The following is a 21,819-nucleotide window of genomic DNA, read 5'->3' on the forward strand; positions in this document are numbered from 1 at the left end:
TGGGATCAGAACGCCAACGAAAACGCCCAATGGCTGGCCAACCCGTTTCGCCAGGGCGAAGATGACCTGGGTGAGATCTATGGTGTGCAATGGCGCAAGTGGCCAGCCTACAAGCAGATCCCGTTGAGCAACCCGGCCGCCATCGAGCAAACCCTGGCCCAGGGCTACCGACAAATCGCCGAGGGCGAAGAAAACGGTCAGGCCTACGTGGTGCTGTACAAAGCCATCGATCAGGTGCGCCAGTGCGTCGACACCATCATCAAGGACCCGGGCAGCCGGCGGATCCTGTTCCACGGCTGGAACTGCGCCCAGCTCGATGAAATGGCCCTGCCGCCGTGCCATTTGCTCTACCAGTTCCACCCGAATGTCGAGACCAAGGAAATCTCCCTGACCCTCTACATCCGTTCCAACGACCTGGGCCTGGGCACACCGTTCAACCTCACCGAAGGCGCCGCGCTGCTGAGCCTGATCGGTCGCCTGACCGGCTACACGCCACGCTGGTTCACCTATTTCATCGGCGACGCCCACGTCTACGAAAACCACCTGGACATGCTCAACGAGCAGCTCAAGCGCGAGCCGTTCCCGATGCCCAAACTGGTGATTTCCGAGCGCGTGCCGGAGTTCGCCAAGACCGGTGTGTACCAGCCTGAGTGGCTGGAGCTAGTAGAGCCGAGCGACTTCTCCCTCGAGGGCTACCAGCACCACGCGCCGATGACGGCGCCGATGGCGGTCTAAGCCACGCCACCTCTCCCCCTGTGGGAGCGAGCCTGCTCGCGATGAGGCCATTACATTCAACATAGATGTTGACTGTTAAGCCGCTATCGCGAGCAAGCTCGCTCCCACACAGAGCTCAGTGTGTTGGAGATTGACGGCAAGGACTCAATGCCCATGACTCCTGCCCACATGTGAATGCTCCACCTCCGGCGCCACCGCGCCACTCACTTCCAGGCGCTGCAAAATCCCGCATTGATCCAGGTCCGGCCCTTCGCCACAACGATGGCGCAGGTCGATCAGTTGTGTCTGCAAGGCCAGCAGACCGTCGATGCGCGCCTTGACGTGGTGGATGTGTTCGTCGATCAGCGCGTTGACGTTTTCGCACTGATCCTGAGGGCTGTCGCGCAGAGCCAGGAGGCTGCGGATTTCTTCCAGGGTCATGTCCAGGGTGCGGCAGTTGCGGATGAACGTCAGCCGCTCGGCATGAGCCTGGGTGTAGACCCGATAATTACCATCGCTGCGGGCCGGCTCCGGCAGCAAGCCTTCGCGCTCGTAGTAGCGAATGGTTTCGACCTGGCAGTCGGTGATTTTTGCCAGTTCGCCGATCTTCATGGCGTTACCTCCAAAACAGGTGCTTGACCCTATAGTGGCTACAGGGTCTTTACTGTGCAACAGGCACTTTTCACGGACGTAACCCGATGAGCGATTCCATTCATACCCACAAGCCCAACCACGGCCATGACCACGGGCATTCCTGCTGCTCAGCCAAAGCGGCACCGTCGGTGGTCAAGCTCGGCAAGGCGCCGACGGACGGCGCTCGGCTGAGCAGTTTTCGCATCCAGGCCATGGACTGCCCCACCGAACAGACGCTGATCCAGAACAAGCTCGGCAAACTTGCAGGCGTGCAGCAACTGGAATTCAACCTGATCAATCGCGTGCTGGGCGTGACTCACGACTTGCCCAACGACTCGCCGATCATTGATGCGATCCAGTCCCTGGGCATGCAGGCCGAGCCGTTGGCCCCGGGCCAGGAAAAAGAAACCAGCGAATTGCCCGCCCCGGCCAAGCCCTGGTGGCCGCTGGCGCTGTCGGGTGTCACCGCCCTGGGTGCCGAGGTGATCCACTTCACCAGCGCCGCACCGGAGTGGGTGGTCGCGCTAATGGCGTTGGTGTCGATCCTCAGCGGCGGTCTCGGTACCTACAAGAAGGGCTGGATCGCTCTGAAAAACCGCAACCTGAACATCAACGCACTGATGAGCATCGCGGTGACCGGTGCGGTGCTGATCGGCCAATGGCCGGAAGCGGCGATGGTGATGTTCCTGTTCACGGTGGCTGAATTGATCGAGGCCAAGTCCCTGGACCGGGCGCGCAACGCCATCAGCGGCTTGATGCAGATGGCCCCGGAACAGGCCACCGTGCAACAGGCCGATGGCACCTGGCAGGTGCAAGCGGTCAAGGCCATCAACCTCGGTGCACGGGTGCGGGTTCGTCCAGGCGAACGGGTGGGTCTGGACGGGGACATCGTCGCCGGTCGCTCTACCATCGACCAGGCGCCCATTACCGGCGAGAGCCTGCCGGTAGAAAAAACCGTGGGCGACAAGGTTTTCGCCGGCACCATCAACCAGGCCGGCGAACTGGAGTACACCGTGACCGCCGCAGCCGACCACTCCACCCTGGCGCGAATCATCCACGCCGTGGAACAGGCCCAGGGCTCCCGCGCCCCGACCCAACGCTTCGTCGATCAGTTCTCGAAAATCTACACCCCGGCGGTGTTCGCCCTGGCGTTGGCCGTGGCAGTGATCCCGCCGCTGTTCATGGGGGCAACCTGGTTCGACTGGATCTACCGGGCGCTGGTGTTACTGGTCGTGGCCTGCCCGTGTGCGCTGGTGATTTCCACCCCGGTGACTATTGTCAGCGGCCTCGCCGCAGCGGCGCGCAAAGGCATTCTGATCAAGGGCGGCGTGTATCTGGAGGGCGGCCACAAGCTCGACTATCTGGCCCTGGACAAGACCGGCACGATCACCCATGGCAAGCCGGTGCAGACCGACTACGTTCCACTCGACCCGACAGTGGAAGCGACGGCACCCGCTTTGGCCGCCAGTCTTGCCGCCCGTTCCGACCATCCGGTCTCCCACGCAATCGCCAACGCAGCTGTGGATAAACAGCAGGCGCCGCACGCTGTGGATAACTTTGCAGCGCTGCCGGGACGCGGGGTGCGCGGCGATATCAACGGCCAGACCTATCATTTGGGCAATCACCGTCTGGTGGAAGACCTGGGCCTGTGCTCTGCCGAGCTGGAAGAGAAGCTCTTCGCCCTGGAAAAACAAGGCAAGTCCGTGGTGCTGTTGCTCGACCACTCAGGCCCCTTGGCGCTGTTTGCCGTCGCCGACACGGTGAAGGACTCCAGCCGCGAAGCCATCCAGCAACTGCATGAGCTGGGTATCAAGACCCTGATGCTCACCGGCGACAACGCCCATACCGCCGAAGCGATTGCCGCACAGGTGGGCATGGATCAGGCCCGAGGCGATCTGTTGCCAGGCGACAAACTGCAAGCCATCGAGGATCTGTATGCCTTGGGTCACCGGGTCGGCATGGTGGGCGACGGCATCAACGACGCCCCTGCCCTGGCGCGCTCGGAGATCGGCTTCGCCATGGCGGCGGCCGGCACCGACACCGCCATTGAGACCGCCGATGTCGCCCTGATGGACGATGACTTGCGCAAGATCCCGGCGTTCATCCGCCTGTCGCGGCAGACTTCGAGCATCCTGAAACAGAACATCGCTTTGGCGCTGGTCATCAAGGCGATCTTTCTGGGATTCACCTTTGCCGGGTTTGCCACCATGTGGATGGCGGTGTTTGCCGACATGGGGGTGAGTTTGCTGGTGGTGTTCAATGGGTTGCGGTTGTTGCGTAAATAGAGGTGATGAGGCACCCGCATCGCGAGCAGGCTCGCTCCCACAGTAGATCTCAGCGGCCACACGTGGTGTACAACCGAGATCCAATGTGGGAGCGAGCCTGCTCGCGATGGGGCTGCACCGCAGCCCCAATGATTCAACGCCTGTTCAGTCGCGCTTGGGCTCGCGAATCTTGTACCAGGCCACATACAGCGCTGGCAGGAACAACAACGTCAGCAGGGTGGCGATGATGATCCCGCCGATCATCGCGTAGGCCATCGGCCCCCAGAACACTTCCCGGGCAATCGGGATCATCCCCAGGCTCGCGGCGGCCGCGGTGAGCAGAATCGGCCGACGCCGATGTTCGGTGGCTTGCACCACCGCATCCCAGGGCTCGTACCCGTCACGTTCATACTCATCGATCTGGGTCACCAGGATCACCGAGTTGCGGATGATGATGCCGATCAGTGCCAGTATCCCGAGGATCGCCACAAAACCCATGGGCGTGCCCGTCGGCACCAGCGCCAGCACCACGCCGATCAACCCAAGGGGCGCGACGCTGGCCACCAGGAACATCTTCTGCACACTGTGCAGCTGGATCATCAGGAAGGTCGCCATCAAAAACAGCATCAGCGGCACGACGCTGGCGATCGGCCCTTGGGCTTTGCTGCTTTCTTCCACCGTCCCCCCGGTGGCGACCTTGTAGCCCGCCGGCAGACCGGCAGCGAATTGATCGATGGCCGGTTGCAGTTGCTTCACCAGATCGGTGGGCTGGATTTCATCGCGCACCGCGGCCTTGATGGTAATGGTGGGCTTGCGGTCGCGACGCCACACCAGGGGTTGTTCCAGTTCATAGCGCACTGTGGCGAACGCCAGCAGCGGGATGGAGGTGCCGCTCGGCGTGACGATCTGCAAGTTCTGCAGGGTCTGCGGCGAACCGCGCTCGGCGTCTTCGGCACGACCAACCACGTTGATCAGGTATATGTCGTCATTGACCTGGGTCACCGGCGAACCGCTGACGATACTGTTCATCAGCCTGGCCACGTCCTCCGAAGACAAGCCCAGTTGCCGCGCCCGGTCTTGGGCAATGTCGATACGCAGCACCTTGCCCGGCTCGTTCCAGTCATAAATGATTTCGCCGATGTGGGTGTTCTTGTCCAGTTCGCTGGCAAGTTCGATGGCGTGCTTGCGCACCTGGTCGATGTCCTTGCCGCTGACCCGGTACTGGATCGGCCGCCCCACCGGCGGGCCCATTTCCAGGGCCTGCACGTAGCTGCCAATGCCGACGAAGTCCTCGCGCAGACGCTTTTGCAGGCGTTCGGTGAGGGCCGTGCGCGACTCCAGGCCTTTGCTGACGATCACCAGTTGCGCGTAGTACGGATTCTGCAACTGCTGGTCCAGCGGCAGGTAGAAACGAATCGCGCCCTCACCGATGTAGGTGCTCCAGCGCTCGATGTCCGGGTCGCCCTTGAGCGTCGCCTCCAGGCGATCGACCGCCTTGCGGGTCTCGTCCATCGAAGCGTTCTGCGGCAGGTTCAAGTCCACCAGAATTTCCGGGCGGTCCGAAGACGGGAAGAACTGGTTCTGCACAAAACGCATGCAAAACACCGACAACGCAAACAGCAGCACGGTGATGCCAATGGCCCACCAGCGATTGCGCATCGCCCACAGCAAGCCGCCATTGAAAGCCCGGCCGATCCGTCCTGGCTCGTTGCTGTGGGGTTTCACATGGGTACTGAGGATGTGCACGCCGATCACCGGGGCGAACAGCACCGCGACGATCCACGACACCAGCATCGCCACGGCAATGACTGCAAACAGGGTAAAGGTGTACTCGCCGGCGGAGCTGGCGTTCAGGCCGATGGGCACGAACCCGGCCACGGTCACCAGGGTCCCGGTGAGCATCGGGAACGCCGTTGAGGTGTAGGCGAAGGTCGCGGCCTGCTCCTTGGTTTCACCTTTCTCCAGGCGCGTGACCATCATTTCCACGGTGATCATCGCGTCGTCCACCAGCAGACCGAGGGCGATGATCAGCGCACCGAGGGAAATCCGCTGCATGGTGATGCCGCTGTATTCCATGAACACAAAGACCATCGCCAATACCAGCGGAATCGAGCAGGCCACCACCAGCCCGGCCCGTAAGCCAAGGCTGATAAAGCTGACCACCAGCACGATAATCACCGCCTCGAACAACGCGCTGGTGAAACCGCCGACCGCTTCCTCCACCACTTCGGCCTGGTCCGACACGGTATGCACGTCGACGCCCACTGGCAGATCGGCGGTCAGTTCGTTCATGCGCGCGTGCAGTGCCTTGCCGAATTCCTGGATGTTGCCGCCCTTCTTCATCGCAATGGCCAGGCCAATGGCCGGCGTGCCATTGAAGCGAAACATTGGGGTCGCGGGGTCGACATAACCGCGACTGATGTCAGCGATGTCGGCCAGGCGATAAAAACGATCATTGAGCCGCAGATTGACGTTGGCCAGGTCCTTTTCCGACTGGAACTGCCCGGAAGTGCGTACGGAAATCCGCTCCGGCCCGGCGTCGATCACCCCGGCGGGAGTCACAGCGTTCTGGGATTGCAGGCTCTGCACCACCTGGCGCTGATCAATACCCAGCGCGGCGAGCTTGCGGGTCGAAAAATTCAGGTACAGGACTTCATCCTGCTCGCCCACCATCTCGACCTTGCCCAGGCCCGGTACCTCACGGATTTCGGCGCGCACTTGCTCCACATAATCGCGCAACTGACGCATCGAAAGCCCGTCGCCGGTGAAGGCATAGACCGACCCGTACACATCGCCGAATTCGTCGTTGAATCCCGGGCCCTGCAGGCCCTGGGGGAAGTCACCACGGATGTCGTCGATCTTCTTGCGAACCTGATACCAGATCCCGGGGATTTCCTCGGCGTCGGTGGTATCGCGCAGGTACACGAACACCGTCGACTCCCCTGGTCGGGTATAGCTTTTGACATAGTCGAGAGAGTCGAGCTCTTCGAGTTTTTTCTCGATGCGGTCGGTGACCTGCTTGAGGGTTTCCTCCTGGGTCGCGCCAGGCCAACGAGTCTGGATGACCATGGTCTTGATGGTGAACGAGGGGTCTTCTTCGCGCCCCAGGTTCATGTAGGAAAACACCCCCATCAACAGGGCGACGAACATTAAGTACCAGACAAACGACTGATGCCGCAGGGCCCATTCGGATAAGTTGAAAGGCCCTTTCATCGTGCGTCCTCGTCGAGTTTCACTTTCTGCCCCGGCTGGAGGCTGTTCACACCGGCGCTGACCACACGGTCGCCGGGCTTGATGCCATTGGCCACCAGCACCGAGTCGGTGGAGCGGCTGAGAATCCTCACCTCTCGGGGGGAAACGGTCTGATTCTGCGGATCGACAAGCCAGATCCGCGTTGTGCCATCGACCTCTTGCAAGGCACTGAGCGGCAGCTCGATGCGCGGCTCGATGGTTGAGCTCAGGGTCACGCTGATGGCCGTGCCCAGGCGAAAGCCTGGCGGTGTATCGCCCAGGGTCAGCCGTGCGCGGCGCGTGCGGGTGGCGCTTTGGGCCTGGGGTTCGATCTCGCGCACGGTGGCGGTCGTGCGGATGCTCGGGTCCAGTTCCCCGGCAACCTCGAACACGACATCGGCGGGCAGGCGCTCAGCCAGGCCGGCCGGCAGGTCGATCACCGCTTCCTTGATGTCCGGGCGCGCCAGGGTCACCACTTGCTGGCCGGCAGTGACCACCTGCCCGGCCTCGGCATTCCAGGCCGTGACGACGGCATCGTGGTCGGTGTGCAACTGGCTGTAGTTGAGTTGGTCGCGAGCCTGCTCCACCGATGCACGGGCCTGTTCCAGGGAAGCCGCGGTGGTTTTCAGATCGGTCTGGGCAATGTCCAGTTGCGCCTGCGCGCCGACACCACGGTCGAACAACTGCTGCTGGCGACGGGCATTAGCCTGGGCATTGATGTACTGCGCCTCGATCCGCGCCAAGTCGCCCTGGGCGGCGCGCAACTGGTTCTGTTGATCGGTGGGGTCGAGGGTAGCGAGCAAATCACCCTTCTTCACTTCGGCGCCGACATCGACGTTGCGGCTGGCGATCCGTCCCGGCACGCGGAAGCCCACATTGGTCTCGTAACGGGCCTGGATGCTGCCGGCGAAGCGCCCAAGGGCTTGCTGGTCGAGCGCGCGAACCTCGATGGACAACACCGGGCGCACCGGCTCAGGTGGCGGCTCTTCCTTCGAGCATGCCACCAGCAACAGACCGGCCGAGACCATCCATAAACGCTTCATGGCTGGACTCCCGTCGGGGATTTCTCATGGGTATTTTCAGCGATCTCTACGCGCACGCCGGGATGCAGCAATTGCCCACCCGCGGTGACCACTGTCTCACCCCCCTTGAGCCCGTCGCTGATGATGACCTTTCCGGTGAGATACCGGCCGACGGTGACATTGTGCAGCTGCGCCTTGCCTGCATCGTCCACCAGCCACACCGCCGGATCGTGAAGGTTCTTGGTCAGCGCCGACCAGGGCAGTTCCACGGCGGTCTTGCCGGCAGACTTGGCGGTGGCACTGACCACCGAACCCAGGCGCATGCCTTCGGGTAACTCACTGAGCGTCACCTTGACCTGCACGGTGCCGGTTTCAGCGGAAACCGCCGGGGTGATCTCGCGCACCGTACCGGTGGTCTTGATGGCCGGGTTGTCCAGCAGGCTGATGACGATGGCGGGATCCGAGGGCGGTTCGCGCAACAGTGACTCGTAGATATTGAACACGGCGTCGCGCTCTCCGTCCTGGGCCAGGCTGAAGATCGGTTCCGTGGCCTGCACCACCTGGCCGACCTCCGCCTGCCGTGCCGTGATGATGCCCGGAGCCTCGGCGATCAGCGCGGTATAGCTCAGTTGTTCGCGGGCGTTGGCCAACTGGGCCTGGGCAGCGGTCAGCGCACTCTGGCTGCTGCGCAGTTGCGCCTGGGCCGTGTCATATTCGCTCTGGCTGGTATAACCCTTGGGCAAGAGTTTTTGCTGGCGCACGAACGCCGCCGCACTCTGCTTGACCCGCGCCTGTTCGGCAGCCACCTGAGCCTGGGCGGAGTCGACACGAGTCTGCAGATCCTGGGGGTCGAGCCGGGCGAGCACCTGTCGAGCCGAAACCCGGTCACCGACATCCACCTTGCGCTCGACGATCTTGCCGGCCACGCGGAACGACAAATCGGTCTGCACCCGAGCCTGGACGTCACCGGTGAGGGTCACCGAGGCGGCATATTCGGTGGGCACGGCCTGTTGCACGAAAACCCTCGGCAGGGCCTTTTCCTCGGGTTTTTCATCACCGCATCCGGCCAACACCACACACAAGCCAAGGCCAACCAGAACTTTACTTCGAGGACCAGCCATGCAGACTCCTTTGCGTTGTACGGACGTACCAGTGACGATACGACTGTGAGCTTAGAACAGGGTTCAACACCTGCCACAGGATCACAATGGATACACCCATCAGGCAGACTAGTGCCTTTGCGGCAGCGGGAAAAATTTGCACATGCTCAAGACACTGGCGGTGGCCAACTACCGCTCGATCAACAAACTGGTGATCCCCCTGGGCCGGCTGAACCTGATCACCGGCCCCAACGGCAGTGGCAAATCCAATCTGTATCGTGCCCTGCGCCTGTTGGCGGAGACCGCCCAGGGTGGCGTGGTCAACGCCCTGGCCCGCGAAGGCGGGCTGGACTCGACCTTCTGGGCCGGGCCGGAAGTGATCAGCCGGCGTATGCGCAACGGCGAGGTGCCCATCGGAGCTACGGTGCGGCTCAGCACGAAACGTCTGCGCCTGGGTTTTGCCGGGGAAGATTTCAGCTATTCGATTTCCCTCGGCCTGCCAGAACCGAGTTTGTCCGCGTTTTCGCTGGACCCTGAAATCAAGCGCGAATGCATCTGGGCCGGCCCGGTGTTTCGTCCCGCCAGCCTGCTGGTGGATCGCAACGGGCCCATGATCCGTGCCCGGGACGGTCGCACCTGGGACGTCCTGGCTCAGTACACGCCCACCTTTGACAGTTTGTTCGACCAGGTCGGCAGCCTGCGCACCTCACCGGAGGTGCTGCAGATGCGCGAGTTCATTCGTCGCTGGCGCTTCTATGACCACTTTCGCAGCGACGCCGACGCCCCGGCGCGCCAGCCGCAACTGGGCACCCGCACGCCGGTGCTGCACCACGACGGGCGTGACCTGGCCGCTGCCCTGCAAACCATTCTTGAGATCGGCGACGATCAAGCCCTGCACTCGTCCATCAGCGACGCATTCCCCGGTGCCCGGCTGCATATCGAGAAACTGCAAGGCGGGCGTTTCGGCATCGAGTTTCATCAGCATGGCTTGCTGCGCCCGCTGTCGGCTGCCGAACTTTCCGACGGGACCCTGCGCTATCTGCTGCTGATAGCCGCACTGCTCACCCCGCGCCCACCCTCGCTGATGGTGCTCAACGAACCGGAAACCAGCCTGCACCCGGACCTGTTGCCGGCCCTGGCGCGGTTGATCATCCGCGCTTCAGCGCACTGTCAGGTCTGGGTGGTCTCCCATGCCCGGCGCTTGATCACCGCCTTGCAGCAGGACAACGACTGCAATTGCATCGTGCTGGAGAAAGATCTGGGCCAGACCGGGATCGTCGGCCAGGGAATACTGGATGCGCCGGCCTGGAGCTGGCCGGATTGATCGACGGTATTTGCAGGGGCCAAGTAAGAAGGCTATTTTTCCACTGGCTGTAGGACGGGTCTATTTCTCGACGGACCTCTCCAAGGAACCGCAGCTTATGGCCAGACTGCCTGGCCCCCATCACAAGGAAGATCACAATGGCTGACGTGAAAGCCCCGCAACACCTCGACCCACGCGACATCGTCAAACTGCTCGTGGCCCTGCGCCGCGCATTGAAAAAACCGCCTGCATAGCTACATCGATCAAGACGGGTTCTGAGCGTCGGCACAAAAAAACGCCGACGCTGGCAAAGCCGTCGGCGTTGAAACTTCAAATCCTTGCTGTTCGATCAGAACGCCGGCAGTACCGCGCCGCTGTATTTCTTCTCGATAAATGCCTTCACTTCCGGGCTGGTCAGGGCCTTGGCCAGTTTCTGCATGGCCGGGCTGTCCTTGTTGTCCGGGCGGGCCACCAGGAAGTTCACGTACGGCGAATCCGAACCTTCGATCACCAGCGCATCCTTGGCCGGGTTAAGACCCGCTTCCAGGGCGTAGTTGGTGTTGATCATGTCCAGGTCGACCTGATCCAGCACACGCGGCAGCATGGCCGATTCCAGCTCCTTGAACTGAAAGTTTTTCGGGTTCTTGGCGATGTCCTTGGGCGTGGCCAGGGCGTTTTTCGGGTCCTTGAGCTCGATCAGGCCCGCCTTCTGCAACAGGATCAGGGCGCGACCACTGTTGCTGCCTTCGTTGGGGATGGCGATGGTCGCGCCGTCCTTGAGTTCGGCCAGGCTTTTGACTTTCTTCGAGTAACCACCGAACGGTTCCACATGCACGCCGATCACGGTCACCAGATCGGTGCCTTTGCCTTCGTTGAAGCTCTTGAGATACGGCAGGGTCTGGAAGTAGTTGGCGTCCAGACGCTTCTGATCAACCTGTACGTTGGGTTGAACGTAGTCGGTGAACACCTTGATTTGCAGGTCCACGCCTTCTTTGGCCAGGGCCGGCTTGATCAGCTCAAGGATTTCAGCGTGGGGCACCGGGGTGGCCGCCACGACGAGTTTCTCCGCCGCCTGGGCCAGACCCGAGGTCAGGGCTGCTGCCAACGCGGTGAATAACAGAACCTTTTTCATGCAGTGTCCTTATCGAAGATCACCGTCGTCATGGACCACGGTCAAACAATGGAAGTGCCAGCGAAGTGCTATCGCTGGCGTGATGTGGACGATACCGATATTTTTTATGCCTTAACAATATCTTTTATTGAGGTGCTTATACCCATAAGCCATAAATGAGCAGGCGTAATTTCCTCGTCAGGCAAATCGGATATCGGCGCTTCGCTTCCTGACGTCACCATAGATTTCGTCCTGTGCCTGCCAAAGCGACTGGCTGCCGAAAAATTCGTCCGCGCGCTGGAGATACTCTTTGGCTTTTTCGATGTACCGATCTCTATCGATCGTGTACCTGACGCCGTCAACCGGATACTTGACGTAACCGACCACATCCTTGGCTGTCAGTACATTCCTCAGGTCGTTTTGCACAGCGATGAAGTTACGCCGCCCGCCTTCAGGAACCAGACGGCTCGCGGCCTTGGCATATTCACCAACACGTACCGCACGCAAGGCATTGCCACGATTCAATGTCACGGTATCACCGAGTGCCTCGACGGTTTTCTGCAACGCCACGCTTGTGCCTTTGCCCAATACCTTGCCCGCCAGGGAAGCCCCGCCGGACACAACACCCAGCGCAATACTGGTGTAACTGAGAATCTGCGTGGCGACGGCATCCGGGGCTGCCTCCGTCAACACCACCGATGCAATCGATGCCGCGCCTGACACCACTTCCAGCGTCAACGCCGCCGCGGCCGAAAATGACACCCCGACCAAAGGTGCGGATGCGCCAAGGGTCGCAAGGGTCAATGCGACGGAAGCCACAGCAAAAGCAGCAGTAAGACCTATCTTGACCCAACCCCAGGCAGAAATATGGCCTGTCGGGTCGCTGAGATTGATCGGGTCTCCCAGACAATAGGCATAAGGATTGAGGCCGCCGCCATCGAACGGGCTCCAACTGTCGGGCCGGTGGAATCGCATCAGTACCGGATCGTAAACCCGGTAGCCATTACCCAGCAGGTAACATCCCGTCACGGGGTCCAGCGGCTCGCCATTGAAACCGAACAGGCTACCCAACCCGTCGGACACCGGGCGTTGCCCATAGGGTGAATAAGCCTGCGTGGTGGTGTCTGCACCGGAAAGTGCCTGCAGGACGTTGCCGTAAGCGTCGGTGCAAAACAGCGCCGTCTCCCGGCCTTGCAACAGGGCCAGCAACTGCCGCCCTTCGCGCACGATGCTGCGCCTCTCGTCACCCGCCACTTCGCTGCACAACTGCTCTTGATGGTGGAAACGCCGGTATGCCTTCTCCCCCGTCAGCTCGAAGGCATGGAGCCAATCCGCGGCGTCATACCGATAGCGGGCCAACGTCGATCTGGAGTCCGCCGACGTCACGCTTTCCAGGCGGCCCAACTCGTCATAAAGCAGCCTGCGCCCTTGCCCATCGTTGAGCAGATTGCCGTCCGCGTCATAACTGAAGGTTGTATTGCCCGCCACATAGTCGGGATGACTGTGGATGACGGCACTGAGTTGCGTTTTGTCAGCCAGGTCATACCGATAGTTCGCAATGTTCTCGCCACCGACGAAACGGGTGGTGACCTGACGAATGTTATCGAGATAGTCGTAAGTGAAATCCTGGGAAACGATAACTTTTCCCTGCGTATCCACGGGCGCCTGCTCACCCTTGCAGGCGTAACGCTCCAAGCGGCCACGCAGATCATAGGTGAACGATTCCAGGCGCAGGAGGACGTTCCCGACCTTGAGCGTGCGCTGGCTGAGCTTATCGCCGGGGCCGAACGACTGGGCCAACTCCAGGACGTCTTTTTCCTGGGAGGAGGAACGTCGAAGAACCTCGCGGCCAAACTCGTCGTACACCAGGTCGGTGACCATCGACAGGCCCGATTGAGCGTCGGTGACGGTGATACAACTGAGGTGCTCTTGAGCGTTGTACGAGTAGGCGACGCAGACTCGGCCTTGGGTGATGCCCGACAACCGTCCTGTCTCGTCATAAAGACAGGTGCGATCCGCGCCGTTGACGTCTGTATGGCAAATCGGCTTTCCCATCAACGAGTGGGTTTGCGAACTTTCGAACCGGTCGAGCGCAGTTACCCATTTTTCCTGCTTGAGCCGACCGGACGCAGAATATTCCATGCGTCGCTGCACCAGCGCGTTGGCCGACTCCTGGAGCAGGCCGGTGCGCGGATCAAAACGATGCCTTGTCGAAACCGGCGCCTGGCTGCCTGCGCGCTCGGTGACACAATCATCGAGCAACGGATCAAGGGTGAACCGCAGGACTTTGCCGGCCGCAGTGATCCTCTGTGAAGCGTTCCTGCTGGAGCCTTCATAGACCAATCGTTCAGTGCGACCACCTGAGCGATTGAGCGTAATACGCATCAGCCCATCGTAGGTTCGGCTACCCACCACGTAGTCATTGGCGCTGATTTGCGTGGGATGGTCACCCTGGCTGTGTACCGCGTACTGCTTCTTGATGACCGTACCGTCGGGCAAAACCGTACTCAGGACCCTCCCCGCCAGATCGTAGCTGAAGCGAGTCACCGCCCCGTCAGAAGCCCTTTGCCTGATGCACCGTCCCAGCCCATCGTATTCGTAGGCGGTGACCTCTCGAACAACGCCTGACAGGTCCACCCGTTCGATGCGCGACGGTTTGCCAAAAACGTTCGTGAACGTACGCGTCTTGCCGGCGCCTTCCATCCACTGTGTGCGAGTGAGCGCTACCGGGTCGACCTCATCATGCACGATCACCTGTCCACGGCGACGGACGCGGCTCTGATGTCCCCACGGGTCATACTCGTACAGGGTCTTCAGTGATTTCGCCTGGCCCTCGAACCAGTCGGTTTCTTCATCCGCCTTCAGGCGCCCGAGGCTGTCGTATTCGGCCTGATAGATCAGGCGCATAGGCGCGCCAGGCATATCGACATCCTGCTTATGGACGCTGATGGTGCGGCCGACGCCGTCACTGCGGGTCGCTGTCTGGACACCCCGCGAATCCGTGACGATGACCGTGACAAACGGATCTTCGGGTGTGAACGGTTGATAGGTGAATTGACGCGACACTGCGCTGTCGGTGCCTGGCATCACCGTTTCACGGATCAGTTGCCCCAGCGAATCGTATTCCATGCTGACGCTGCTGCCCCCGGATTCACGGGTCTTGATCAGCCAGTCACACTCGTCATGCCAGCTCTGTCGCAAGTGCCTCACGCCTTCGGCGCTAAAGGTCTGGTCGGTGCGAACATGCCCGTTTTCACGCTGGTACGCATAATGGTATTCAGTCCGCACACCGCCTACCGTTTCAACCTTGCTTTGCAGCCTCGCATGGAAGACGTCATTGACGTCATTGACGTACCTTAATCGACAGTCCACCCGTGGCTCGCTGACGCCGCCTTCGAACAGTGTTTCACTGGCGAGCTGCACACAGCGGCCGCCACCGGGACGTAACGAGGGCAGCTCAGCGTAGGTGTAACGGACCACCGTTGTAGGCGCGGCAGCGAAGTCAGGGGAAGCGAAAATGGACTTCTGTTTGAGCAAGGACGGCACGCCCAATGGACTGGCAGGGCAGTCAGCATCCCCTTGTGCGGGGAAGTATTCATAGACTTCACGCACTCCGCTCGGACTGGTCTTTTCCAGCAGATTCCCATATTCATCATAGGACGTGCGGGTGACCTCGCTTCTGATTCTACTGCGCCCCGCATCCGCGGCATCGCTGCTGTCAAAGAAGCTGTCGCGCACCACGCGTTGCATCTGGAACTGTGGGGGCTGATCCTCGAAAGCCCTATTGGGGACATCGTGGTATTCGATCTCCCGCAGTTGCATCTTGCCGCCACTGATCGTTCTTTGCGAAATCATCGAATGAAAGCGGTTGTAGGTACGCGTGACGCGAGACGCCTCACGCTGACCACCTTCATCCAGGGCGATCTGTATCTGGGTGCAAGCGTACTCGTACTGCCCGCTCAAGCCATAAAGCACGTCACTGTCCGCGGTCCAGAGCGCCCGCGAATCGAACCCGAGAAAGTTTCTGCGCGTGTATTCATATTGGCTCATCATGGCCGGCTGCCCCCCGCCGGGGGACATGACCGACTGGATGACAACCGGCAACGAAGAGACCGGCGCCCCCGTAGGCAAGCGATGTCCCTCAGGCCTGTAACTGAGCGTTTCCTGCGCGCCGCTTGGCTGTTGGACGTTGGTCATCAGCAAAAAACCATTGATTCGCCGATAACCAAAGGACCACATCAACTGATTATTTTCGGCCGTGACCAGAATGATGCGCTGGAGTAGTTCATTGTTGAGCGCGAACCGGTATTGGAGTCTTTTTGAAGGCATATCCGGCCACAAGGTAATGGTCGGTGGCGTTCCTCCGTTCTGGGCATAGTCGATACTCAACAGGCGGTGATGTTGGTGATAAACCTCCGTCAGCCGTCGCTGTCCGGAAATGAGCCTGTAGGCATAGCGCGTTTGCGTGCCATTGGGGCAATACGCATGCGTCAGCAGCCACTCGTCAGCCGTTGCAGAGGGGCGCGAGAGTATTTCGGTCCGGCCATCGATGTGCTCAATGACAAGTTCATCGCCTTGCACCGTAACGTTCAGGTTATCGAGCTTTTTATCCTTGAAAATGGCCTGGCCTTCGCTGACCAGAAGCCGATAGGTCACGCCGTTCGACAGCGTCAGCTTGCGTCGGCGTTGCTCATAGCTGCAGGTGCGCAGGGACCAGCCGGTGCCTAAACCCATGTTTTGATTATTGAAAGAATCATATGAAAGGGTAAGCGGTACCTTCGACCCGCCGGCTGCGTCAGTGGGCGCTGCATCCAGCGCCACGCTGCAACTATAACTACCGGTACGAGGATCAACACCCGAGCGAATGAAACTATCAAACCTGAAGGCAGCCGAAGTTAACTGCTCTTTGAATGAAACTGAGCGACTCATCTATTCTTCCTTGAACATGGTTTCTGATTTACCGGGCGACCCAGACCGCCAACGTCTCTTCAGTTATCCCGACGCGCAGTTGATGGAAATTTCCAAATACATCACGCATTTCCAGTGCAGCACTGTTTCTATTCTCTCGGACCCACACCGGCCCACCCTTTTTTCCGAACGCGAGAACGAATGCAACCGCGCCCTTTTCGCTTAAATTCCTTCCTACCGCATCCGGCCGTTCCCAACTCAAATAGGCTGACGTTCGTATTGCGCGGCCATCGCCATAGCCCACCACGTAATAACCCGAGTATCGATTGTCCGAGCTTCCTATCTGAAGATGCGTCCTCATATAAAAGTCCGCCACAAATTCCATTCGCTGCTGGTCAACGATCAACTCTAGGACAAAACCCTCGACTTTCGCGATATCAGGCGATTGGCTGGAATAGTAGGCGGGGATGGTGCGAACAGAGTACTGCTCACTTCGGTAAACAGCGGGCGCCAGTGGAATCAATACCAGAGAGCCAAACTCGCTGGCCTTGGAAGATAGAAATTTTTTGCCATCGGCCCGCGTGATGCACAGCTGTAAATCTATCGGTGTGTCGGAACGGGTCGTGACATAAAAATCTTTGGTGTAAATAAACTCACCCGACGGCACCGAGCCTTGGATAGGGCCATTCGGAGGAAGCTGGCGAAAACGGCTGTCCTCCCGCTCGGTGTACCTCCAGTCTTTGATGTCTTCGCGGTGCCGGTCTTTGGTCAATGCCAATCCGGTCAATGCATCGACCAGAACAATGGAGTCCAGCTCGGACTGGCTTAGAGCGACACTGCCCCAGAGCCAGTCTTCGACCTCGACAACCACTTTAACCTTCAATTGCTGATAACCGTTGCGGTACAACTGATTACCGCCCGAGACTGAAAAAATCTTAAAGGTTTTCAGGTCCGACCATGTCGCCACGCCAGGTTCATTATTCTTAAGTTCCATTTTCAAATCCTTAGTCCGTTACTTGATTGAAGAGTGGCAGCCTTCAAGTTCGGCCGCCACATTGCTTGCGCCATTTAATTAACCATCACTACGGCGCCACCAATCAAGATCAAAACCCAGACAAATTATTTGAATGACAACTTATAACTGGCCGCAAAATGAAACAGCCCCGACATTTACGGGATCCGCGCAACAACAACGCCGACAATATAAAAATCATCAGTGCTCAAATGATTCAGTAACATTATTGACGCAGGCATCAGATCCCGGCGATCCATGTCTTTAATCGCTCAAGTTGTTGCCGGTCACCTTGCCTGATCAACTCAAGAACCATTTGCTCAATCACCGTTGCGGGTGTCGGTTGATGCGGTAAATTGAGATGTTCTGGCAATATTTGATCGCCGGTGCTCACCAGCAACGCAAAATGAATGACGTTCTCCAACTCGCGGGTATTGCCCGGCCAGTCGTGCCGTTCCAGCGCGTGCTGCGCGGCTTCGCTGATCAGCGGCACCGCCAGGCCGAGGCGCTGGCTGTAGATGCCCAGGAAGTACTCGGCCAGGGACAGGATATCGCCCACCCGCTCGCGCAAAGCCGGCAACTCGAGTTGACCTTCACTGAGATAGTCATAGAGCCGTTGGTGGAATTTACCGGCTGCCACTGCTTGCGCCAGATCGATGCTGGTGGCCGCAACCAGGCGCACATCCACAGGGCTGGGCTGGTGGGCGCCGACGCGGATGACTTCGTGGTTCTCCAGAGCCGCCAACAATTTTAGCTGGATCGGCAGCGGTAAATCGCCGATCTCATCCAGATAAAGGGTGCCGCCATTGGCCGAGCCGAACCAGCCGGCGCGGCTACTGGCCGAGCCGTTGTGGCTGCCGACGGCATAACCGAACAATTCGGCGTCGGCGTAAGTCGGGCTGATCGCAGCGCAATTGACCGAAACGAACAGCCCACCGCGAGCGCTTTCACGATGCAGGTAACGGGCAAGCAACTCCTTGCCCGTACCGGTTTGGCCGCGAATCAGTACCGCGATCGAGCGCGGCGCCAGTTGCTCCAATGCGTGGCGTAGTTGCCGCGAACGCGGGTCGACGAACACCAACGCCTTGGCGCGAATGCTCAGGGGGCTTTTTTGTGCGTCGGGAAACGTCAGCAACGGCTGACCCAGTGTTTCATGCAAGCTCATGGCAGACTCCCGCCCCAACCGCCGGGAGACGGGAGGGCAAAAAAATTCAGGCGCGACGCAGGGCGTGGTGCTCCATGCGGGTTTGCAGACGATAGAGATAGGCGAACCCCTGCTCCCAACGCTGATGGCCAGACTTGACATTGATATGCCCCGCCCCGGCCAGAATCCCGGCCTCGGCGCCCCAATGACGCGCCAGTTCAAGCGCGCGCTCAACGCTTACGGCGGGGTCATTGTCGGAACTGACCACCTGGCTCGCAAATGGCAGCAGATCGGTGGGAATCGGCGCGAAATTGCGCAACGCAGGCGCGCAGGCCGGCCGTTCGACATCCGCCGGCGCCACCAGTAACGCCCCGCGCACCTGCTGCAGAAACTGCACCGGCGCGCTGGCCGCCCAATGGGCAACCGTGATGCAACCCAGGCTATGGGCAATGAGGATCACCGGCCTGCTGTCGGCGGCAATGGCTTCGGCCAGCGCCGCCACCCAGTCTTCACGCCGAGGGGTCAACCAGTCGGCCTGCTCGACCCGGGCACTGTTGGGCAGGCTGTTCTGCCAATGGGTTTGCCAGTGGTTTTGCGGCGATCCTTGCCAGCCCGGCACAATCAGGTAGCGAATCGATTCGTTGCGCATGGGTGCTCTCCCGCGTGTCTGTTGCAGGCGAGTATAGGGAGGTGAGCCAGATTGATTAAGGAATAAGAAGCTATTTATTAATAACAGTAAAGAATAACAACCTTTCTCTGTGGGAGCGGGCTTGCTCGCGAAAGCGCTGGGCCAGTTGTCGGTGATGCTGGCTGATACGACGCATTCGCGAGCAAGCCCGCTCCCACAGGTTCTGCTTCCGTGTCACTCGTTGCGTCCCTTGCGCAGCAACACATTCAACTGGTCCACCACTTCCGCCCAGTCCGCGTCCTCAAGGATTTCTTCACGCAGTAACTGCTGCTGGCTTGTGCTCCAGAAAAACGCGTCAGCCAAGTGCAGTTCAGGCTTGAGGGGTGAATGGGTCGTGATGAATTTGTCGATATCAACGGGGTCGTCAGACAGGCCCAATTGTTTGAACAGCGCGGGCAGGCTGTGGATCGGGGATTGCATGCGGGACTCCTGAGCATAGATCGGATGGCTGGGTTACTCCCCGCAGTCTAGCCTCTTGACGACCGCCAGACTGATCAAAATTCGATCAAACCACGCGTGAACTAGACTCTAGATAGAGTTCCCAATCACATCGCGGAGGATCCAGTGAACATTCGCTGTTTGATGGTCGCATTGCTGGCCATGAGCGGGCCCGCATTGGCGGCCGACGGACTCGCGCTACTGACGGCCAATCCCTTGGGTTTCTGGCTGATTGCCGCGGGCGTGGCCTTGCTGATCGCCGAGGCCGCCTTGCCCAACTACGGAGTCGCCGGGTTGGGCGGCATCATTCTGTGCGTCATTGGCGCGATCATCCTGACCAACGCCGATATACCGGTCCCACTGATGATCGTCCTGGGTCTGATCAGTGGCTTTTTGCTGATAGCCCTCCTGGTCCGCGCATTGAAAACCCGACCGCGCCAACCCGTCAGCGGCGATGCCGCGTTGTTGGGCAGCGTCACGGCGGTGACAGCGTTACAGGCCGGCAATAACCATCATGGCTGGATCCAGCTGGAAGGCGAACGCTGGCAGGTGACAAGCGCGATGCCGCTGCGGCCTGGCCAGGCCGTGCGGGTCATCGCACGCAAGGGTCTGCTACTGGAAGTGGCCGCCGCTGATTCACAAGGAGCCTGATATGGGTATGCAAATCGGTTTCACGATGCTGTTGTTGCTGTTGATAGCACTGGCGGCTTCAACGTTCCGGATCCTGCGCGAATACGAACGCGGGGTGGTTTTTCAGCTCGGCCGGTTCTGGCAGGTCAAAGGGCCCGGGCTGATCCTGCTGATTCCCGTGGTGCAGCAGATGATCCGCGTCGACTTGCGCACCATTGTCCTCGACGTACCGGCGCAGGACGTGATCACCCGCGACAACGTCTCGGTGAAGGTCAACGCGGTGTTGTACTTTCGCGTGCTCGATCCACAGAAGGCGATTATCCAGGTCGAAAACTTCCTCATGGCGACCAGCCAACTGGCCCAGACCACCTTGCGCGCCGTTCTCGGCAAACATGACCTGGACCAATTGCTGGCCGAGCGCGAGCAACTGAACAGCGACATCCAGCAAGTGCTGGACGCCCAGACCGACGCCTGGGGTATCAAAGTGGCCAACGTGGAAATCAAGCACGTGGATCTCAATGAATCGATGATCCGCGCCATCGCCCGGCAAGCCGAAGCCGAGCGGGAACGACGGGCCAAGGTGATCCACGCCGAAGGCGAGTTGCAAGCCTCGGAAAAACTCATGCAAGCCGCCGAAATGCTCGGTCGCCAGCCTGGTGCCATGCAACTGCGCTACATGCAGACACTGGGCTCCATTGCCGGGGACAAGACCTCCACCATCGTTTTTCCGCTGCCGATCGAGTTGCTCAAGGGGATGGCGGAGTTGTCGCCCAACAAGTCTTGATCAATTGCGCAGGGCATGGAATTCCAAGCGAAAGATCAAAGGATCGCAGCCTTGGGTAGCTCCTACACCCACTTCTGTAGGAGCTACCGAAGACTGCGATCCTTTGATCTTTTCCCCCGCCAAACCCTCGGACATTTCCTTCAATACGCAGCGTTGTTCATGAACTAGGCAGCGATTTCGAGCACCGCTAACCTTTGTCCGTCATCGCAAAAAACGGTGACACGGACGTGCAAGTCCGATCTAGGAACGCATTCGTTATGGCTATTCGCCGAGCATTTTTCTATGCTCGCCGACTGTTATGGCGGCTGCGCGTGGGAGACTTTCGGGTCTGCCGGGTTCCTGGACCGGTCTTGCACACCTACGTACAGCTGCCACCTTTTTCGAAGTGCAATCGATGGGTGTCGGCTCCACCTCCAGGGAAATCATTATGTTCAAAGCAACACCGAATCCGCCGCAAAGCGGCCATAAATCCCGCGTCGAAGCCCTCGAAGAAAAAAAGCTCGAAGACACCGCCACCCGCGCCCTCGATTACTACCTCAAACCCCAGCCTTCCTCACCGCCCGAACCCGATAAAAACCAGCTTTTCATCGTCTCCCCTCACATCGACACCGAAACCCTGCTCGCCAATGCCTCCGAAGACCTGCTGTCCATCAGCACCATCGCCGCCGACCTGGCAGACGATGTCGATGACTCACGCCGCTGCGTAGCCCTGGCGATCAGCCGCATGGCTGATGGGGTTCAGTTGTTGGTTGAGCGGGCACTGGATCATCTGGAAACGAAGGAGATGGCGGCGTATCAGTCCACATTGATGCCAACTGAACCACCGCTATCGCGAGC

General features: G+C 59.9%; 16 protein-coding genes. 6 read left to right on the forward strand and 10 right to left on the reverse strand.

Features of this window, described 5'->3' with window-relative positions:
* Positions 1-735: thymidylate synthase (thyA, locus tag GSM73_RS24500; protein WP_160894098.1), on the forward strand; the 735-nt coding region annotated here is incomplete at its 5' end.
* 144 nt (positions 736-879) lie between these two features.
* Here thyA and cadR read toward each other — a convergent pair.
* Positions 880-1,326 (reverse strand): Cd(II)/Pb(II)-responsive transcriptional regulator, encoded by a 447-nt coding sequence (cadR, locus tag GSM73_RS24505; protein ID WP_076383258.1) that lies wholly within the window; start codon positions 1,324-1,326, stop codon positions 880-882.
* A gap of 86 nt (positions 1,327-1,412) precedes the next feature.
* Between cadR and GSM73_RS24510 the strand changes: the two genes are divergently transcribed.
* On the forward strand, positions 1,413-3,632 hold the full coding sequence (locus GSM73_RS24510; protein WP_160894068.1) for a heavy metal translocating P-type ATPase: 2,220 nt from the start codon (positions 1,413-1,415) through the stop codon (positions 3,630-3,632).
* 144 nt (positions 3,633-3,776) lie between these two features.
* On the opposite strand, the gene GSM73_RS24515 is transcribed toward GSM73_RS24510, so the two are convergent.
* The 3 genes from GSM73_RS24515 to GSM73_RS24525 are packed head-to-tail and all read right to left on the reverse strand — an operon-like array spanning position 3,777 to position 8,985.
* Positions 3,777-6,824, reverse strand: a complete 3,048-nt coding sequence (locus tag GSM73_RS24515; protein WP_160894070.1) for an efflux RND transporter permease subunit — start codon at positions 6,822-6,824, stop codon at positions 3,777-3,779.
* Positions 6,821-7,885: an efflux RND transporter periplasmic adaptor subunit gene (locus GSM73_RS24520; protein WP_160894072.1), complete on the reverse strand. Its 1,065-nt coding sequence runs from the start codon at positions 7,883-7,885 to the stop codon at positions 6,821-6,823. The genes GSM73_RS24515 and GSM73_RS24520 overlap by 4 nt, the downstream gene beginning before the upstream one ends.
* Complete coding sequence (locus GSM73_RS24525; RefSeq protein ID WP_107323105.1) at positions 7,882-8,985, reverse strand: efflux RND transporter periplasmic adaptor subunit; 1,104 nt, start codon at positions 8,983-8,985, stop codon at positions 7,882-7,884. Before GSM73_RS24525 ends, GSM73_RS24520 begins: the two co-directional genes overlap by 4 nt.
* Positions 8,986-9,127: 142 nt before the next feature.
* Here GSM73_RS24525 and GSM73_RS24530 point away from each other — a divergent pair, with 142 nt between their 5' ends.
* Entirely contained in the window at positions 9,128-10,288 is a 1,161-nt protein-coding gene (locus GSM73_RS24530) for an AAA family ATPase (protein ID WP_047226804.1), read from the forward strand.
* A gap of 328 nt (positions 10,289-10,616) precedes the next feature.
* Here GSM73_RS24530 and GSM73_RS24535 read toward each other — a convergent pair whose 3' ends face one another.
* The 6 genes from GSM73_RS24535 to GSM73_RS24560 form a co-directional block, all read right to left on the reverse strand.
* Positions 10,617-11,399, reverse strand: coding sequence for a MetQ/NlpA family ABC transporter substrate-binding protein (locus tag GSM73_RS24535; RefSeq protein ID WP_047226803.1), 783 nt, complete (start codon positions 11,397-11,399; stop codon positions 10,617-10,619).
* Positions 11,400-11,576: 177 nt separating this feature from the next.
* On the reverse strand, positions 11,577-16,307 hold the full coding sequence (locus tag GSM73_RS24540) for an RHS repeat-associated core domain-containing protein (protein WP_160894074.1): 4,731 nt from the start codon (positions 16,305-16,307) through the stop codon (positions 11,577-11,579).
* A gap of 28 nt (positions 16,308-16,335) precedes the next feature.
* Positions 16,336-17,280: a hypothetical protein gene (locus GSM73_RS24545; protein ID WP_160894076.1), complete on the reverse strand. Its 945-nt coding sequence runs from the start codon at positions 17,278-17,280 to the stop codon at positions 16,336-16,338.
* Positions 17,281-17,539: 259 nt separating this feature from the next.
* Positions 17,540-18,463 (reverse strand): sigma 54-interacting transcriptional regulator, encoded by a 924-nt coding sequence (locus GSM73_RS24550; RefSeq protein ID WP_076383250.1) that lies wholly within the window; start codon positions 18,461-18,463, stop codon positions 17,540-17,542.
* Positions 18,464-18,509: 46 nt separating this feature from the next.
* Entirely contained in the window at positions 18,510-19,091 is a 582-nt protein-coding gene (locus GSM73_RS24555; protein WP_047226799.1) for an alpha/beta hydrolase, read from the reverse strand.
* Between the two features lie 213 nt (positions 19,092-19,304).
* Positions 19,305-19,550 (reverse strand): DUF2789 domain-containing protein, encoded by a 246-nt coding sequence (locus tag GSM73_RS24560; protein ID WP_047226798.1) that lies wholly within the window; start codon positions 19,548-19,550, stop codon positions 19,305-19,307.
* Between the two features lie 144 nt (positions 19,551-19,694).
* Between GSM73_RS24560 and GSM73_RS24565 the strand changes: the two genes are divergently transcribed.
* From GSM73_RS24565 to GSM73_RS24575, 3 genes are all read left to right on the forward strand, one after another.
* Positions 19,695-20,219 carry an NfeD family protein gene (locus GSM73_RS24565; protein ID WP_047226797.1) on the forward strand — a complete coding sequence of 175 codons (525 nt, stop codon included), beginning with the start codon at positions 19,695-19,697 and terminating at the stop codon, positions 20,217-20,219.
* 1 nt (position 20,220) lies between these two features.
* Complete coding sequence (locus tag GSM73_RS24570; RefSeq protein ID WP_047226796.1) at positions 20,221-20,982, forward strand: slipin family protein; 762 nt, start codon at positions 20,221-20,223, stop codon at positions 20,980-20,982.
* Between the two features lie 427 nt (positions 20,983-21,409).
* Positions 21,410-21,819 (forward strand): DUF6124 family protein (locus tag GSM73_RS24575; protein ID WP_256677081.1); only part of this gene is annotated, 410 nt, incomplete at its 3' end.

It is taken from the genome of Pseudomonas sp. PICF6, from assembly GCF_009831705.1.
GTDB classification, from domain to species: Bacteria; Pseudomonadota; Gammaproteobacteria; order Pseudomonadales; family Pseudomonadaceae; genus Aquipseudomonas; species Aquipseudomonas rhizophila.

Bases quoted from the DNA above. Each gene is read 5' to 3' on its own strand.
- GSM73_RS24530 (WP_047226804.1), top strand. From the start codon at position 9,128: ATGCTCAAGACACTGGCGGTGGCCAACTACCGCTCGATCAACAAACTG.
- GSM73_RS24545 (WP_160894076.1), bottom strand. From the start codon at position 17,280: ATGGAACTTAAGAATAATGAACCTGGCGTGGCGACATGGTCGGACCTG.
- GSM73_RS24515 (WP_160894070.1), bottom strand. From the start codon at position 6,824: ATGAAAGGGCCTTTCAACTTATCCGAATGGGCCCTGCGGCATCAGTCG.
- GSM73_RS24510 (WP_160894068.1), top strand. From the start codon at position 1,413: ATGAGCGATTCCATTCATACCCACAAGCCCAACCACGGCCATGACCAC.
- GSM73_RS24560 (WP_047226798.1), bottom strand. From the start codon at position 19,550: ATGCAATCCCCGATCCACAGCCTGCCCGCGCTGTTCAAACAATTGGGC.
- GSM73_RS24540 (WP_160894074.1), bottom strand. From the start codon at position 16,307: ATGAGTCGCTCAGTTTCATTCAAAGAGCAGTTAACTTCGGCTGCCTTC.
- cadR (WP_076383258.1), bottom strand. From the start codon at position 1,326: ATGAAGATCGGCGAACTGGCAAAAATCACCGACTGCCAGGTCGAAACC.
- GSM73_RS24570 (WP_047226796.1), top strand. From the start codon at position 20,221: ATGGGTATGCAAATCGGTTTCACGATGCTGTTGTTGCTGTTGATAGCA.
- GSM73_RS24525 (WP_107323105.1), bottom strand. From the start codon at position 8,985: ATGGCTGGTCCTCGAAGTAAAGTTCTGGTTGGCCTTGGCTTGTGTGTG.
- GSM73_RS24535 (WP_047226803.1), bottom strand. From the start codon at position 11,399: ATGAAAAAGGTTCTGTTATTCACCGCGTTGGCAGCAGCCCTGACCTCG.
- GSM73_RS24520 (WP_160894072.1), bottom strand. From the start codon at position 7,885: ATGAAGCGTTTATGGATGGTCTCGGCCGGTCTGTTGCTGGTGGCATGC.
- GSM73_RS24555 (WP_047226799.1), bottom strand. From the start codon at position 19,091: ATGCGCAACGAATCGATTCGCTACCTGATTGTGCCGGGCTGGCAAGGA.
- GSM73_RS24550 (WP_076383250.1), bottom strand. From the start codon at position 18,463: ATGAGCTTGCATGAAACACTGGGTCAGCCGTTGCTGACGTTTCCCGAC.